Here is a 14,601-nt window from a genome sequence, read left to right on the forward strand (position 1 = left end):
ACTCACCTGACTCCGACGTTGGTGGCTGTTCGTTCGTCATATGTTTATCAGTGCTCCTGCGAGCGACGACGTCGCGACGGCCATGAGCGACCCGACCCAGACGAGTGCCACGAAGTGGAGGTAGGCGTTCGCCTTGTGGCCGCCGTCGACCATCCGAATCATCAGCGACGAGAGGAGGGCGTTGAACAGGATGATGAGCGTGAGCATGTACTCGATGAACGGCACGTCGTAGACCCCCGCGTAGATGAGCGTCCCGAACTGGAGGCTATCGAGGTTCATCTGCGTCGAAAAGGACGCGAGAATCTCGACGACTTCGAGGCCGATGAAGAACGCGAACGACGCCGACGCCGTAATCCCGTAGAGGACGCCGATGAGCGTAACCGTCGACTGCTTGCGCTGCCGGCGGAGTTTGATAATCTCGTTCATGTTCCGACTGATGAGTTCACCCAACTGTTTCGGCTTCCCACCCATCGCCCGGCCAGCGTTGTACATCTCACTGAACTTCTGGATGAGGTAGGAGTTCGACTCGGCGGTGAAGAAGAACCACGACCGGTCGGGGTCGAGGCGCATCCGAAGTCGCGTGTGCAGTCGACCAATCTCGCGAGAGAGGTAGCCGAAGTCTTTCTTCCGAAGCGTCTCCAAGACGGCAGTCGTCGTACTCTGTTTTGCCGTCTCGGACGCACCCAGCGCGCGGATGAACCCAGGGTACTCCTCGTCGCGCTCGCCGATTCGCTTTTCGTGCCGTCTGGCGACGATACCGGGAACGGCGAGGGGGGTAAGCGGCGTCGAGATGAGGAGTGGAATCGGAAGGTCGGCCATGATGGGGCGGACGACCTCCCCGATGATGGTCAGGTTGAACGTCCCCATCGCGAGGACGAACACCATGGCGATAGAGAGGCCGACAGCGCCGTAGAGTGTGATGTCTATCTGCCGGTCGGCCTTCGTGCGGTACTCACGCTGGTGGTACCACAGCGGGTCGTACGGAGACATCGTCCGGATGACGAAGTAGAAACCCATCTGGACGAAGACGAACAGCACGATGACCGCGCCGATGGTCATCGTCGCGTCCGTCCCGGTGAGAATCGGGAGGACGATGGCGTTGATGATAGCGAACGTCATCGACAGAATCATCGAGAGGTAGAGGTCTTTCATGACCTCGAGGTTCCCGAGGGCGCTCTCGTAGACGGTGATGTACTTCTGAATCATCGCGTTCTGTTCACCGAGCAGGAAGTCGTCGATACTCTGCCCGGCGTTGATTGCGTACGCGAGGCGGTCGAGAAAGTCCGACAACGGTTTCGACGGTACTTCTCGCGCACGTCGGACACACGCGTCGTCGAGCGACTGGTTCCACGTATCGACCAACTGGACGATACGGTTCATCTCGGTCGCCAACTCCCCGTACTCTTCTTCACGCGCGAGCGTTCGGAAGACGGCGACGCGGTCGATGTTCGTCGTCGAGAGGACCGTCATGTGCGTGATGAGGAGGTGAATCTGGTTTTCGAGGCCGCGTCGCGTCTGCTCGACGAGGAGGCGTGGGTAGAGCACTGCACCCCCGAGGAGCAACGAACCGAGGAGGAAAATCGGAATTCGAACCAGTACCGGGAGGGGAAGTGCAACCGTGCCGGCGACCGTGAGGAGGAAGAACACGATGGCTGGCCCGAGGACCAACAGGAGATACCGCGAGAGCGCCATCGGCATCTTCTCGTACGACTCGATGACGTCGCCGAGGAAGTCTCGGACCTGAACCGCTTGCACCGACGTACTCGTCTCCCCTGCCATCTGCTTACACCCTCGCCATGTCGAACGGCAGTCCCTCGGTGCCGTCGCGGTAGTAGTCCTCGATGAGTTCGTTCACTTCGTGGTAGCCGAGGACGTTCTCTTGAATCGCCCGGCGGATGAGCTCTGCGCGGAACTTGATGTCGTCGTATATCTTCCGGGTGTCGTCGTACCCGAGCAGGGTCGCGACTTTCTGCTCCATGATGAACGAGTTGTTCATCCCCTGGAAGACGATGTCGTCGTTGACGGGGTCCCAGTAGAACACTTCGCGGGTGACGACACCACCCATCTCTTTGGAGTAGCCTTCTATCTCCTGGACACTCGTGACGCGACGGAGGATGTCGTTGCCACGTTTCACGCGGTTTTGGAACAGCGCGATGTCACAGTTCGACATGAACGTCTCGGGGACGTTGATGGGGTCACCGGTGAAACGCTGAATCATAGAAACGATGTCGGACGCGTGGAACGTGAGCATGACCGGGTGGCCCGTCTGGGCCGCCTGGAACGCCATCCGACCTTCCTCACCACGGACCTCTCCGACGATGATGTAGTCGGGGCGAGAACGCAGTGCTGCGGCGACGAGGTCGAACATGTCGACTTCGGAGTCTGACCCGCGGCCCTCACGCGTGAGGAGTTGCTGCCAGGTGTCGTGTGGGGGGAGCACCTCTGCGGTGTCTTCTGCAGTGTAAATCTTCGAGTCCTGCGGGATGAAAGAGAGAATCGCGTTGAGCGTCGTCGTCTTCCCGGACGCCGTCTCACCGACCACGAACACCGTCCGTTCGTTCTCCAGTGCGATCCAGAGGTACGCCGCGAGTTCTGGCGAGAGCGTCCCCCACTTCGTAATCTGGAGGATAGAGAGGGGCACGTCGTCACCCTGGCGAATCGTGAGTGACGACCCCTTCAGCGAGACGTCGTCGGAGTAGATGATGTTGATACGCGACCCGTCGGGGAGCGTCGAGTCGACGATGGGGTGTGCGTCTGAGACGGGGTCACCGATGCGCTCGCCCATGTTGCGAAGCCAGTTGTCGAACTGCTCGTTGTCGTCGAACTCGACGCTCGTCTCGAGCAGTCCGAAGGTCCCGTGGTCGACGTCGACCTGGCGGGGACCGATGACGTGAATGTCCTCGTTCTCCGGGTCGCGCATGATGGGTTCGAGCGGTCCGAGCCCCACGATGTCGCGGATGAGACGGTACTCGATTTTGTCGTAGGTCACCTGCGGAACTTCGATTCCGACGACGTCGAGATGTTTCGCCACGGTCTCGAGCGGTCCGTGTTCTTCGCCCTCGACGCGGACGATTTCTTCGAGGAGCTCTTGGATGCGTTCTTCGTAGTCGGTGCTCTCTTCTGGTGCCGGTTTCGAGACACTGCGTTCGAGCAGTTTGTCTTTGACTCGCGCGAACACCTCGAGTTCGTCGTCGTCCATCTCCGGTTCGATGACGTAGTACTTCGTCGTCTCACCGAAGTTACCGTAGATTTGGCAGAACACGGGGCCACCGAGGTGGTAGAGGATGTTCGGACGACGCGACTCGTAGTCGCCGGGTTCGTCGACGAGCATCGGGAACTCACCGGTAATCTGCCGGAATCGCTTGAGGTGGTCCCGAAGGTGGGGCCACTTCATGGCGAGGCGTTTGAGGTCGTCCGAGAGTCTGGCAGAGCCGTGTTCGGTCGCCATCTATGCCACGCTCCTCGACTCGATGACGAGGCCGATTCCCGACCGGACCGAAAAGCCGACGCGGTCACCGACCTGCTGGCCCATCCCCGCGAACCGCTTTACGAAGATGTTTCGGCGGACGTCGTTCCCGACCTCGACCATCTCGAGTTCGAAGTAGACGTCGGCGATAGAACGGAACGGGCCGATAGAGCCCTCGTCGACCGACGACGGGTCGACGGTGAGGATGATGGTCTTACCTTTCGTCGTCAACTCCCTGAAGAAGGAGATGATTTCGAGTGCGGCCTGTCGCTCTTCGTTCTGCCGGACCAGCGCTTCGAACTGCGGGTCGTTACGGAGGATGGCGTCGAACGTGTCGATGATGATGACGTCTGCGTCCCAGAGCGTCTCGGCGTCCATCAGTCGTCGAAGCAGTTGCTTGCGCTCTTGTTGCCCACCAGAGAGCGCCCCACTGCTGTCGATTTCGGCCTGTAAGAACAGGATTTCCTCGTTCAGCAGGTGCTTGACGACGTCGTACGACAGCGAGTGCATCTGGTCGAGGAAGCCACGGACGCCCAACTCCGTCGAGACGAGTGTCGTGACGGTGTCTTCTTGACAGAAGCCGTAGCTGAACCGCTGCGATAGCACACTCTTTCCAGCACCGTAGTCGCCTTCGATCAGGACGATCGCGCCCTTCGGCATTCCACCACCCAGTTCCTTTTCGAGACGGTCGTGTCCCGATAATCCGAGAGAGTATTGACTGCTCATGATACGTAGAATTCGAACACCTCTTCGTCGCCGTCGACGACCACTTTCAGTCGGTGGTCGTCCGGTGACGTGAGGTCGAGGTTGGTTATCTCCAGTCTGACGACGTTACTCGGGCGCCACTCTGCGCCGTCGACGACGCTCGTGGTCACGTCAGTCTGGTACTGTGCATCGACGATGATGTCGAACCCTCCACTCGTCGCTGGGAGGGTCCTGAGCCCGGTGTTTTTCACGTACACCGTCAGCGTGTCGCTCGTCTCGTTGTAGACACTCGCGTCGGCGTCGCTGATGACTTCGATATCGGTTCGAATCTCCGTGCTCACGTCGCCGCCGCGTTGGTCGACGGAGTTGCTGATTCCGGTAACCGTGTCGATGAGGACACCGGAGACGCCCGCCGCGACGACGATGCTGGCGATGAACAAGATGAGACTCGGAACGGAGATGTCTGCCATCTAGCTCACGACCTCCGTGGCGGCGACGCCGGTTCCAGTGACGACTTTGACACGGTCTGGTTGTGTCTCGTTGCTCACTTCGATGGTGAGGTTCCCACCGGAGTGCCACAGGTTCGTCGCCTGACTGCCTTCGACAGTCGTCGTCTCCGGTGCGGCGTAGACGTTGTCCACGAGCACGGTCGTCTCGTCGACTGCCAACGTCTGCGCACCGGTGTTCGTGACGTTCACGACGAGCGTCGTGTTCCCCGAGTAGTACGTCGCATTGGTGACCGAGATGTCGGTGTTCTTTCGTTCGAGAGCCAGTTCAGAGCTGTCGTCTTGCGCCTCGAACACGTTCTCTGTGGCGTTAGATGTCGCTGTGTAGAGTGTCCCCGTCGCGATGAGGACGCCCAGGAAGATGATGGCTGTCGAACCACTAACACCGAAGCCCATCGAACTCCCCTCCGTAGGCGACGAGCTCTTCGAACAGTCGTCTCTCGGGAGCGTCCTCGGCAAGTCGACAGACGTATGCGAGACTCGTCTGGTGGTCGTCGATGCGAAGTTCGGTGTCGTCTTCGTCGTCTATCGACGCAGCAACCTGCCCAACGTGAGCGTTCAGTTCGTTCTGGACGTGGCGCGATATCCAGCCCTGTTCGCGGTACTGCCGGAGCGCCCGCGAGGCACCGAGTGCGCCACCGACGGCGACGAGATGTTCGACCCATTCGAGGACGAGCACTTCGGAGACGTAGCTGGCGGGCAACTGTGCGAGGTAGGCGTCGGAGTCTTCGACGTCGGTGACGTAGGCGGTCGATTCGTCGGTCGCCTCGGCTGGCTCCTCGATGGTCTGAGTCGATTCGACGGGCTCGACGTCTTCGGCACCGAGTTCGTCTTTCGCCATCTTCGCGGAGGCGTACTCCGCTTCTAACTCGTCGAGCGTCTGTTCGATGTCGTCGGATTCGTCGTCAGACGCGGAGATATCGGATCGCAGTTCGTCGAGTTCTTCCGCCTCGTCTCCTGCGACCACGTCGGGGTCGTCGGTAGCGACGTCCTCGTCCGCAGCGTCGTCGAGGAGTTCGTCGGAGTCGACTCCGTCGAGTGGTTCGTCCACCACATCCTCGTCGGCACTGTCTTCGTCGTCCCAGCCGCCGGACTCCTCGTACTCCTTTTTGAGGTCGTCGAAGCTCGCGCCGCCCGCGCTTCCGGTGTCGGGTTCGTCGGCCGGTTCGTCGGCGGGTTCTTCGGCCGGTTCGCCGAGTCCGTCGTCCAGCCCCTCGGCCGGACTCTCACGCTCCGCCTCTACGAGTTCGTCTTCGGCGGCGAGTTCGGCTTCCTTTTCGCCGGATTCGGCGTCCAGTTCGCCGAAGTCGTCGTCGAAGAACGTCTCTGCGTCGGCGTTGGCGACTTCGGGGTCGAGGTGCTCTTCGTCCTCTGCTTCTGCTTCGAAGAGGCCGAAAGAGCCACCGCCGTCGAGGCCGCCCATCTCGCGGGCGTCGTCGACGAACGGGTTGATACCCCTGGTGACCATCTCGTAGATGTCGAGTAGCTTCCGAATCGTATCTTCGAGTTCTTCGACGGTTCCGCCGATCTGTTTGTTCTCTTCTCGGACGGTGTTCATCCCCGACGAGATGGCGCTCACTTCGTTCTCGAGTTCACCTACGCGGTCCTCGAGCTCTGCGATTTCCTCGTTGTTACCGTCGTCGAATCCGCCGAAGTCGTCGTCGAATCCGTCGTCGAGGTCGTCGCCGAAGTCACCAAACTCGTCGGAGAGATCGTCCACTCCCTCCTCGAATCCAAGTCCATCGTCTGATGACATATGTTGGTTTTCCGTGTCAGCTTCGTCCCCGGCGTCGGCCGTCTCAGTGTCGTTCGTCCACTCCATCATGCTCGGGGTGAGCACCTCCGTACTGCACGGGCGATGGTCACGTCGAGCGACTGCCTGTCACCCGCCTGGTCGTTGGAACGGCCGGGGAGGTCCAACAGACCCGGGCGAGCAGGTAACATTAGTGCATGGTACTCTAGTCGATACAAGAAAGTTCCCGTCCCGTTATCAGACACGATATTCGGCCGTGTGAGAATTTTACATTGTTCGATTCCGCTAACAGGCTGACGGTGGCGTAGCGTCGGTAAGAAGAATTATCCGGCGGGAGAACCGATGAGCGTTCGACAGTCAACACTCGTCGCAATCAAATTATGACAGAACTAGTCAAGACCGGTGTCGAAGGACTCGATTCCATCCTGAACGGCGGTATCGTGAAGGACGCCGCAGTGCTCATCAGCGGCAACCCAGGTACCGGAAAGAGTATCCTCGGGTTGCAGTACCTCTACAACGGCGTCGACCAGTTCGACGAAGGCGGATTGTATCTCACGTTCGAGGAGGCAGAAGACGACATTCGGGAGGCGGCCGAATCCATCGGGTTCGACCGCTGGCACGAGTACGTCGAATCCGGGAAGATCAAAGTCTACGACAAGCGGACACTCCTCCGCGACGGTGACTTCTCTTCGACCCTCGACCGCATCCTCGACGACCTGCAGGATACGAACTACGACCGGTTGGTCCTCGACTCGCTGACGATGTTCCAGCTCTTCTTCGACGACGAGAAGGAACAACGACAGTACCTCCTGAAGTTCATCGACATCCTGAAAGACAGTGGCCTCACGTCCTTGTTGACGACAGAACAGTCCGCGATCTTCCCCGAGACGGACATCGGCCTCGAGAACTTCCTCACAGACGGGAACATCTACCTCATCCAGAGTCCCGCCGGCGCGACGAGCAACCGGTACATCTGGGTCGCCAAGATGCGCAAACAGAGCATCAAGAACTCTATGTTCCCACTGGAGATCGAACAGGGAGGTATCAAAATCTACGAGCAAGCGGCGGGCTTCTCGATGGTCGGTGAGTCGCCGCCGTGGTTCGGCGAAGAGACAGAGTAACGCAGTCTTCGTTTTCGCTTTGCTTCGACGTGGAAGTCGCGTCGTTCTCACACCCCTTTGGACGACTCGACGCAGTATCTTCTGGTGATTCGAGTCGGGCCACGACACTGAACGGCGTCGAGGGAAGTGAGTCGTACAAAAACCGTAGTGCTGCCGCTCTGCACGAGGTGAGATAAGGTGAAAATTGGTAGGTGCCGAGGTTACAGCTCGACGGGTTCGCCTTCCTCTTTACCCGCGAGTTGCTGGGGCATCGTCAGGATGACTTGCGTCGTGCCGCCAGTCCGTGAGGTGATCTCGAGGGTGAGCTTGTCGCCAGTGTCGAGGCCAGCGCTGCTAGTACCATCACCTTCGATGGCAGAGGCGTTTATCTCCACTTCGTACCGGTCGTTCATGCTGTTGAGGACGCCGAACGAGTTGTCGTCGTCGGTGACCTCAGTGAGGTTGAACTCCGTCGCACTCGCGTAATTGCCCGTACTACTGTTATTTGTCAGTGTGGTAACCTTCTCGCTACTGAGGTACTTGATCGACGTCTCGTTCATGTCGACTGCGTCTGACCCAGCGGCGAGACGGACGGTCATCGTGAGATTCGCGATGTTTGAGTCACTACCGACGGTCCCGTGGGTGTTGAGAACCTCCACACGGTTCGTCACTTTGTTCACACTTTCTTGTCCAGCGTCTTCAGCCGTCGCCTGCAGGAATCCTGCGGTGTTCACGAGGACACCCGCCGCAATCGCAGCGACGAGGACCATCGCGATGAAGACGATGAGGGTCCCGATACCGACCTGACCGCGGTCTTCTTCGTTGAATATTTCGAACATTTGTATCACTCCTTAGAGGGCCACAGGGTTGTCGTCCTGCTTACCTGCGAGTTGCTGGGGCATCGTCAGGATGACCTGCGTCGAACCGCCAGAACGGCTCGTGATTTCGAGCTTCACCGATTCGCCGGTCGAGATGCCTTCACCGTTCTCCTCGACCACCGACGCGTTGATGATAATCTCGTAGCGGTCTGCCTGGTTGTTCAGAACGGGGAACGAGGTGTCGCCGCCGTCGTCGAGTTTACGCGCGGTGAACTCGGTGCTGTTGAGGCCATCGTCGTTGTTGGTCAGATCGCCTGCGTACTTGGTAACATTCCCAAGGGTCGAACCGGTTGCATCCGTAGTTGCGTTGTCGTAGACGAGGTTCTCTGCCGTCTCGTCGCTCAGGTACTTGATGGACGTATCTTCTAACGAGACACTACCGGAACCTGCTGCGAGCCGGACGGTGAGGTTGATGCTGTCGACCGCGAGACCGTTCCCGCTTTCGTTGACCATCCCGTGGACACTGACGACGTCGAGTCGGTTCGTGACCTTGTTTACACTTTCCTGTCCTGCGTCCTGTGCTGTGGCTTGCAAGAAGCCTGCCGTGTTCACGAGGACACCCGCCGCGATTGCGGCGACCAAAACCATCGCGATGAAGACGATGAGGGTCCCGATACCGACCTGACCCCGGTCTTCAGTAATGTTATCGAACATGGGTTGTCGTGGGGGCTCTACCCTAGCGAGCAGAGACCTTCGACCGTTGACTTGAGCAGGACGTACATAACGGTACGGACCTCATTATCAAGACTGATATCAGGTTACGGTAGCGGATTACTGGATAATTCTTTGCGTGCCTACACGCGCATGGCATAGTAAACAGTTCAAAAATTATAGGGGTAGCTACGAGAGACGACAAGAGGAGAAAACGGAGTCGAGGAGCGTCAGTCTTGTGCGATCTTTCGCCAGACGTCGTCGAGTTTGTTCTTGACTTCGGGGCGTTCGGTCACGCTCACCGTGTAATCGTCTCGGTCGAACCGAACGACGATCTCGTCCACCTCTCGGCGATAGACGTTCGTCCTGCGGTGTTCGTCAGAGAGAACTCGGTCGTGGAGTTCGAGAAGTCCGGCTGCCGTCAGTTCCTCAATTCGGCGGTAACAGGTTGCGATTGGGATATCCAACATCTCGCTGAACTCCTGTGCCGAGTGTGGTTCATCTGCGGCACGGAGGATATCGGGATTGTATTCGTTTCCCAGTGCTGAGAGTGTCCTGTCAGACTCCATAGATGGAGTTGAATCGGGACGCACGGCTTGTTAATATGTTGGTTGCCGAGTTGGCACATTCTCAATTGTAGTATTGAATACACAATTTCGGTTCCCCGTGCTGACGATGGAATTATATGTGGACACTCCGACCATCCGCCGATGGACGACGACGACGAGCGTCCAAGTAATCGACCGCGAGAACGGGGCGTCATCGACACCGACGACCTCGACATCAGTCACGACGAGCGTGTCGCTCGAATCGACTCCGGGAGATACGTTATCACGACTGGAAACACTCCGCCGCGACCCAAAATCGACGAGCCTGATGACGGTGGCGAGGAGTCGGTCGAGAACCGCACCAGCGACGGAGCGGACGACGCCAACGACGACGACATAGGACCGGACCAACAGGACGATAGACCGGAGGTCGTCCTTCCTCGTGACCCCCGAAAACGGGCACTTATCGCTCGCCGACTCCTTGCCGAACGCGTCGGGGCGATTCAAGCGGACCACGCACTGGTCGCGACGGCACTCGTCGACGGAAGCGTCGAGAAGCACGAATCTGTCTCGAACGACGTGACCGAAGTCTTTCACTCGCTCGTCACGTGGTACGCGGACGCCGTCGGGAGTGGAGAGACGCCCGTCGACGAAGTACTCGGTATCTTGCTTCTGGCCTCGGAAGTTCAGGTCACCTATCCGGGTCGTGCTGTCGCGGCATTGGCTGCTGCCCATGGTCTCGACCGGGACGACTCTATCGGGCAACTGCTAGACGCAGTCGACGAGTCTGGCGCGTCGTTCCCCCCACGCCGGCAGAAGTAGTCCTCACGCAATTGTCAGGAGGGCAGTTCACTCCGGAGAGCCCGTATCAGGCTTGATAATGGGGTGGAAGGGTTTATGGTCTGATTTTCGAAAAATTCGAGGCATGGCAAGCAAGGTACTGGTCGTGGACGACTCTGCGTTCATGCGGAACCTCCTCAAACAACTCTTAGAGGGTGAACACGAAGTCGTCGGCGAAGCCGAAAACGGTGTCGAGGCGGTCGAACTCTACCGAGAACTCGACCCAGACGTCGTCACGATGGACGTCGTCATGCCGATTCGAAACGGCATCGAAGCGACGTCCGAAATCAAGACCGAAGACCCCGGCGCGTCGGTCATCATGTGTACGTCGGTGGGACAAGAAGAGAAGATGCGCGAAGCAGTCGAGGCTGGCGCTGACGGGTACATTACGAAGCCCTTCCAGAAGCCCAACGTTCTCCAGGCTATCGCAGACGTCATTCAGGCAGAGGCATGAATCTCGACGTACGGTCGCTTCGCACGTTCAGTCGACTCGCCCACTCAGGTGCTGAGAAGGCGGCTGGGTCGTTGACGACGCTCGTCGGTATCGACACGTACGTCAACGTCACGAAAGTCGAACTCGGAACGAAAGCAGACGTCGAAAGCGAGTTCTCCGAACGCGACTTGGTGAGCGTCAACATCGGGTTCAACGGTGGGTTAGACGGCCGGACCGTGTTGGCGTTCTCACCCGAATCTGCAGAGCGATTGGTCGAGTCACTGATGCCGGGAATCGACGCGACCGACGCAGATGGTGAGCTCGCAGCGAGTAGCCTCAAAGAAGTCGCGAACATCATGCTCGGCGGGTTCATCGACGGGTGGGCGGATTACCTCGACACCTCCATCGACATCACGACGCCGACCTACGTCGCCGAAGGCGGTGACGGACCGCTCGAGGACGTCGACCCAGATGGCTTCGAACACGAAGACGAAACCGAGCGAATCCTCGTGTTCAGGAATCAGCTCGAAGCGGCAGACGACGCAATCGGATTCGACCTCTATATGATTCCGTCGCCCGAGTCCATCCAGACGATCGTCGAAGCTAGCGGCGACGACGGAGCGCTCCCCGTGGAGTCCTTTGCGGCGTTCTCCGAGATGATTAGTGACGGTGCGGCACAGGCGTCCGACGACATCTCCGCGATGACGGGCATCGAGACAGATGTCGAAGTGAGTCGTCTGAGTTTCGTCCCGATAGAGGGCGTCCCGATGTCACTGACCGACGCCGTCCGTCGAGGTGTCGTCTTGGAGTTTATGGGCACACCGAGCGGGTACATCGCCATTCTCTTCGACGAACCCTCTGCCGAGAACATCGCGAGTTCACTCCTTCCTGGCATGGAAGACGACGAGGCGATGCGGCAGAGTGCAATCCAGGAGATTGGCAACATCGTCACCTCGGGATTCCTCGACGGGTGGGCGAACGCGCTCGAAACGACCATCGAGATATCGCCGCCGAAACACGTCCACGACATCGGGTCCGCTATCGTCGACCCACTCGCGACTGACCTCGCACAGTCTCAAGAGTACGCGTTCCTCATCGACTCGACCATCCGGACAGACGACGACGAGTTCACGTGCGATATCTACGCACTTCCGGACGAAGCGGAGTTGCGGAAGGCACTCGAACAGTTGGCCCCCGCAGCCTAATCCAGTCTCGAAACAACCCACGTCATGCAAGTCTACACCACGGACACACCCACTTCGACGTCAGGTCGAATCAAAGTCGGAATCGCCGAGTTTGCCGTCGATACCGACGGGAACACCCTGACGACGAGTGGATTGGGTTCCTGTATCGGCGTCGCACTCTACGACCCGGTCACGAACGTCTCCGGACTCGCCCACGCGATGCTTCCGGAGGCAAACGAGGGTGGAAAGCCAGCGAAGTTCGCCGACACGGGCATCGAATCGTTGCTTGCAGAGATGCAAGCGAGTGGTGCCGACCCAGATCGGGTCGTCGCGAAGTTAGCCGGCGGCAGCAACATGTTCGACTTCACGTCGACCAACGGAGGGATGAGTATCGGTGAGCGAAACGTCGACTCCGCACGGAAGACGCTCGACCGACTCGAAATCGACGTCGTCGCCGCGGACGTCGGCGGCGACCACGGCCGGTCCTTAGAGCTCGACTCTCGGTCCGGAGACCTCCGTGTACGCAGCGCCAACGCTGGCGACCAAACCCTCTGACGGACCACGTTCTCTATCGAGTTTCGACTGCGGAGCATCGCCTTTTCAACCGGCAGTATCATATTTGATAATAGCTCGGGTAGATTTATGGTATCTCCTTCGAGTGTTCTCATCGAAACGGTACGATATTCGCGTGTGACATCTCGATAGCGTTCTGCGCTACCAACCCAAGTCGGGGGACTAGGGAGAGTCGTGCCGTCCCGAAACGAGGAGACCAATGTATTTGGACCCGGACGATTACGACCCAGACGAAATTCGACGCATCGCTCGCGACACGCCGAAACAGCGACGGAACGGAGACTCCCGTCTCGACGACCGGAGTCCGTTCCGCTTCAACAACCCGCTGTTCGACCGGAGTTCACAACCAGCGTCGGAAGCCCTTCGTTCGAGTCAACTCGAGCACCTGCTCGTCCACCAGTCTCGTGACGAGGACGACGCAGTCGAGAAACCGTATCTTCGCTCGCTGCCCGACAAATACGGCGCCGAACGCGTCGTCTTCGACTGGTTGGAGTTTCTCGTCCTCAAGGGCGGGTTCAAACGGGCGATGGACGCGCTCCAGTATTACAAGACGGTCGGATGGGTCACCGCAGACGTCGAAGAGACGCTTCGAGACTACTTACTCGGCTTCTCTGCAGACGTCGAAGACCCCACAGAGATCGACGTGGACGACCACCTCCTGAGTCTCGTCTACGTCGCCCGACTCTCCTCTATGGTGTGACGCGCGACGACGTATCCTAACATCGGTCTCTCCTCCACTCAACGACGCTCAGACACACATGACTCACCGCATCGACTCGCAGTACGGGTGGTAACGAATGACAGACACTGCCGCCGATTTAGACGCGGCTGACGCTCACAGTGAGCCGACGCCAATCGGCGTCAAACTCGGGAGCAACCGCACCGTCGTCGTCTACCGTGACGAAGATGGCCAGCGAGAGACAGCCCACACACTCACCCGTCTCGCGACGTCAGCCAGCGCGGAGTCCGACGACCACACCAGAACCGGTGAGGTGGCCGTTCAGCAGTACTCGGACAACACGGGCACGCTCCTCCGTTCTGGCGTTCCCAGGGACGCACGCCGTGCTGAACAGACGGAGCGATTCTTCGAGGAACTCTGTGCGGAACACGACCTGCCAGAAGACAGCGCCGTCGTCTACGCGATTCCATCTGTAGACGACGAATGTGGTCTCGCCAACCTCAACACCGTCGTCGAACAGAGTTCCATCGGGGAGACGCTCATCCGTGGCTATCCTGAATCCCTCTGTGGGGCGATTCCTGCGCTCGGGGACAGGCTCGAAGCCATCGACCAGATATTCGTCGCTGTCAACCTCGGCGCGACGAAACTCGAAGCCTGCGCGTACCGACACGGCGACCGACACACGCCGTTTTCGACGTCTGCAGTGACGGGTGTCGACGTCGACGAGGCCATCGTCGATGCCGTAGCGGACGAGACTGACGGGTCGGTGACGCTGGACCGAGACACTGCCCGTGCGTACAAAGAGACGCACGCCGACTTCGACTCGTACGAACCGTTCTCCGAGACGGTCGAACGACGAAGCGGACACGAACACGAGTTTACCGTCGAACACGGTGTGATGGGCCCGCTCGACGCATACCTCGACGACGTCGTCGAAGCACTGACCACTGAGTTCTTCTCGCAGTTAGCGAACAGAGAGATGAAGACGTACCAACTCGCACTCACACGACCGCTCGTCGTCACCGGCGGGATGGCGTGTATCCCTGGATTGGTCGACGAGTTAGCCGCACGACTCGGAGACGAACTCGACCGAGACGTCACAGCAGTCACCTCGAACCGACCCGCCGTGGCGGCCGCCGAAGGGGCGTATCGAATCGCGACGCGTCTCACGGCCACCGACTGAACGGCGGTCGCGGCGTCCTGTTTTTGTTCTGCAGTCTCTCGGTAGTCGTCAGTCACGCAGGAGCAGGCAGTCAATCACGCAGGAGCAATCCGTCAGCTACGC

At 59.2% G+C, this 14,601-nt stretch carries 16 protein-coding genes; 7 read left to right on the plus strand and 9 right to left on the minus strand.

Annotated elements, in window-relative coordinates; all coding sequences use genetic code 11:
* Positions 1-36 precede the first annotated feature (36 nt).
* The 6 genes from flaJ to GJR99_RS03105 are packed head-to-tail and all read right to left on the minus strand — an operon-like array spanning position 37 to position 6,502.
* Positions 37-1,779 (minus strand): archaellar assembly protein FlaJ, encoded by a 1,743-nt coding sequence (gene flaJ, locus GJR99_RS03080; protein WP_151109206.1) that lies wholly within the window; start codon positions 1,777-1,779, stop codon positions 37-39.
* A 4-nt stretch (positions 1,780-1,783) separates the two neighbouring features.
* Positions 1,784-3,448, minus strand: coding sequence for a type II/IV secretion system ATPase subunit (locus tag GJR99_RS03085; protein WP_151109207.1), 1,665 nt, complete (start codon positions 3,446-3,448; stop codon positions 1,784-1,786).
* Positions 3,449-4,192 (minus strand): ATPase domain-containing protein, encoded by a 744-nt coding sequence (locus tag GJR99_RS03090; RefSeq protein WP_151109208.1) that lies wholly within the window; start codon positions 4,190-4,192, stop codon positions 3,449-3,451.
* Positions 4,189-4,641 (minus strand): flagellar protein G, encoded by a 453-nt coding sequence (locus GJR99_RS03095; RefSeq protein ID WP_151109209.1) that lies wholly within the window; start codon positions 4,639-4,641, stop codon positions 4,189-4,191. Before GJR99_RS03095 ends, GJR99_RS03090 begins: the two co-directional genes overlap by 4 nt.
* Positions 4,642-5,073: a fla cluster protein FlaF gene (locus GJR99_RS03100; protein ID WP_151109210.1), complete on the minus strand. Its 432-nt coding sequence runs from the start codon at positions 5,071-5,073 to the stop codon at positions 4,642-4,644.
* A complete protein-coding gene (locus tag GJR99_RS03105) occupies positions 5,057-6,502 on the minus strand; it encodes a flagella accessory protein C (protein WP_191967061.1) in 1,446 nt (481 codons plus the stop codon). The genes GJR99_RS03100 and GJR99_RS03105 overlap by 17 nt, the downstream gene beginning before the upstream one ends.
* Before the next feature lie 308 nt (positions 6,503-6,810).
* On the opposite strand from GJR99_RS03105, the gene GJR99_RS03110 reads away from it, so the two are divergent.
* A complete protein-coding gene (locus GJR99_RS03110; RefSeq protein ID WP_151109212.1) occupies positions 6,811-7,551 on the plus strand; it encodes an RAD55 family ATPase in 741 nt (246 codons plus the stop codon).
* A gap of 200 nt (positions 7,552-7,751) precedes the next feature.
* On the opposite strand, the gene GJR99_RS03115 is transcribed toward GJR99_RS03110, so the two are convergent.
* From GJR99_RS03115 to GJR99_RS03125, 3 genes are all read right to left on the minus strand, one after another.
* Positions 7,752-8,369, minus strand: a complete 618-nt coding sequence (locus tag GJR99_RS03115; RefSeq protein ID WP_151109213.1) for an archaellin/type IV pilin N-terminal domain-containing protein — start codon at positions 8,367-8,369, stop codon at positions 7,752-7,754.
* A gap of 12 nt (positions 8,370-8,381) precedes the next feature.
* Entirely contained in the window at positions 8,382-9,062 is a 681-nt protein-coding gene (locus tag GJR99_RS03120) for an archaellin/type IV pilin N-terminal domain-containing protein (RefSeq protein WP_151109214.1), read from the minus strand.
* Between the two features lie 227 nt (positions 9,063-9,289).
* On the minus strand, positions 9,290-9,628 hold the full coding sequence (locus tag GJR99_RS03125; protein WP_151109215.1) for an ArsR/SmtB family transcription factor: 339 nt from the start codon (positions 9,626-9,628) through the stop codon (positions 9,290-9,292).
* Positions 9,629-9,769: 141 nt separating this feature from the next.
* Here GJR99_RS03125 and GJR99_RS03130 point away from each other — a divergent pair, with 141 nt between their 5' ends.
* The 6 genes from GJR99_RS03130 to GJR99_RS03155 all read left to right on the plus strand — a co-directional run bounded on the left by GJR99_RS03130 (position 9,770) and on the right by GJR99_RS03155 (position 14,499).
* Positions 9,770-10,429 (plus strand): DUF7500 family protein, encoded by a 660-nt coding sequence (locus tag GJR99_RS03130; RefSeq protein WP_151109216.1) that lies wholly within the window; start codon positions 9,770-9,772, stop codon positions 10,427-10,429.
* Positions 10,430-10,532: 103 nt separating this feature from the next.
* A complete protein-coding gene (cheY, locus tag GJR99_RS03135; RefSeq protein ID WP_151109217.1) occupies positions 10,533-10,901 on the plus strand; it encodes a chemotaxis protein CheY in 369 nt (122 codons plus the stop codon).
* Positions 10,898-12,085 (plus strand): chemotaxis protein CheC, encoded by a 1,188-nt coding sequence (locus tag GJR99_RS03140; protein WP_151109218.1) that lies wholly within the window; start codon positions 10,898-10,900, stop codon positions 12,083-12,085. The genes cheY and GJR99_RS03140 overlap by 4 nt, the downstream gene beginning before the upstream one ends.
* Positions 12,086-12,109: 24 nt before the next feature.
* The gene (locus GJR99_RS03145; RefSeq protein ID WP_151109219.1) at positions 12,110-12,619 is read left to right on the plus strand and encodes a chemotaxis protein CheD; all 510 of its coding nucleotides are present in this window, start codon (positions 12,110-12,112) and stop codon (positions 12,617-12,619) included.
* 217 nt (positions 12,620-12,836) lie between these two features.
* Complete coding sequence (locus GJR99_RS03150; RefSeq protein ID WP_151109220.1) at positions 12,837-13,337, plus strand: FlaD/FlaE family flagellar protein; 501 nt, start codon at positions 12,837-12,839, stop codon at positions 13,335-13,337.
* Positions 13,338-13,434: 97 nt separating this feature from the next.
* On the plus strand, positions 13,435-14,499 hold the full coding sequence (locus GJR99_RS03155; RefSeq protein WP_151109221.1) for a hypothetical protein: 1,065 nt from the start codon (positions 13,435-13,437) through the stop codon (positions 14,497-14,499).
* The last annotated feature ends 102 nt before the right edge of the window (positions 14,500-14,601 follow it).

Source organism: Haloferax marinum (assembly GCF_009674625.1).
In the GTDB taxonomy this organism is placed as follows: Archaea; Halobacteriota; Halobacteria; order Halobacteriales; family Haloferacaceae; genus Haloferax; species Haloferax marinum.

Bases quoted from the DNA above. Each gene is read 5' to 3' on its own strand.
- flaJ (WP_151109206.1), bottom strand. From the start codon at position 1,779: ATGGCAGGGGAGACGAGTACGTCGGTGCAAGCGGTTCAGGTCCGAGAC.
- GJR99_RS03085 (WP_151109207.1), bottom strand. From the start codon at position 3,448: ATGGCGACCGAACACGGCTCTGCCAGACTCTCGGACGACCTCAAACGC.
- GJR99_RS03090 (WP_151109208.1), bottom strand. From the start codon at position 4,192: ATGAGCAGTCAATACTCTCTCGGATTATCGGGACACGACCGTCTCGAA.
- GJR99_RS03095 (WP_151109209.1), bottom strand. From the start codon at position 4,641: ATGGCAGACATCTCCGTTCCGAGTCTCATCTTGTTCATCGCCAGCATC.
- GJR99_RS03100 (WP_151109210.1), bottom strand. From the start codon at position 5,073: ATGGGCTTCGGTGTTAGTGGTTCGACAGCCATCATCTTCCTGGGCGTC.
- GJR99_RS03105 (WP_191967061.1), bottom strand. From the start codon at position 6,502: ATGATGGAGTGGACGAACGACACTGAGACGGCCGACGCCGGGGACGAA.
- GJR99_RS03110 (WP_151109212.1), top strand. From the start codon at position 6,811: ATGACAGAACTAGTCAAGACCGGTGTCGAAGGACTCGATTCCATCCTG.
- GJR99_RS03115 (WP_151109213.1), bottom strand. From the start codon at position 8,369: ATGTTCGAAATATTCAACGAAGAAGACCGCGGTCAGGTCGGTATCGGG.
- GJR99_RS03120 (WP_151109214.1), bottom strand. From the start codon at position 9,062: ATGTTCGATAACATTACTGAAGACCGGGGTCAGGTCGGTATCGGGACC.
- GJR99_RS03125 (WP_151109215.1), bottom strand. From the start codon at position 9,628: ATGGAGTCTGACAGGACACTCTCAGCACTGGGAAACGAATACAATCCC.
- GJR99_RS03130 (WP_151109216.1), top strand. From the start codon at position 9,770: ATGGACGACGACGACGAGCGTCCAAGTAATCGACCGCGAGAACGGGGC.
- cheY (WP_151109217.1), top strand. From the start codon at position 10,533: ATGGCAAGCAAGGTACTGGTCGTGGACGACTCTGCGTTCATGCGGAAC.
- GJR99_RS03140 (WP_151109218.1), top strand. From the start codon at position 10,898: ATGAATCTCGACGTACGGTCGCTTCGCACGTTCAGTCGACTCGCCCAC.
- GJR99_RS03145 (WP_151109219.1), top strand. From the start codon at position 12,110: ATGCAAGTCTACACCACGGACACACCCACTTCGACGTCAGGTCGAATC.
- GJR99_RS03150 (WP_151109220.1), top strand. From the start codon at position 12,837: ATGTATTTGGACCCGGACGATTACGACCCAGACGAAATTCGACGCATC.
- GJR99_RS03155 (WP_151109221.1), top strand. From the start codon at position 13,435: ATGACAGACACTGCCGCCGATTTAGACGCGGCTGACGCTCACAGTGAG.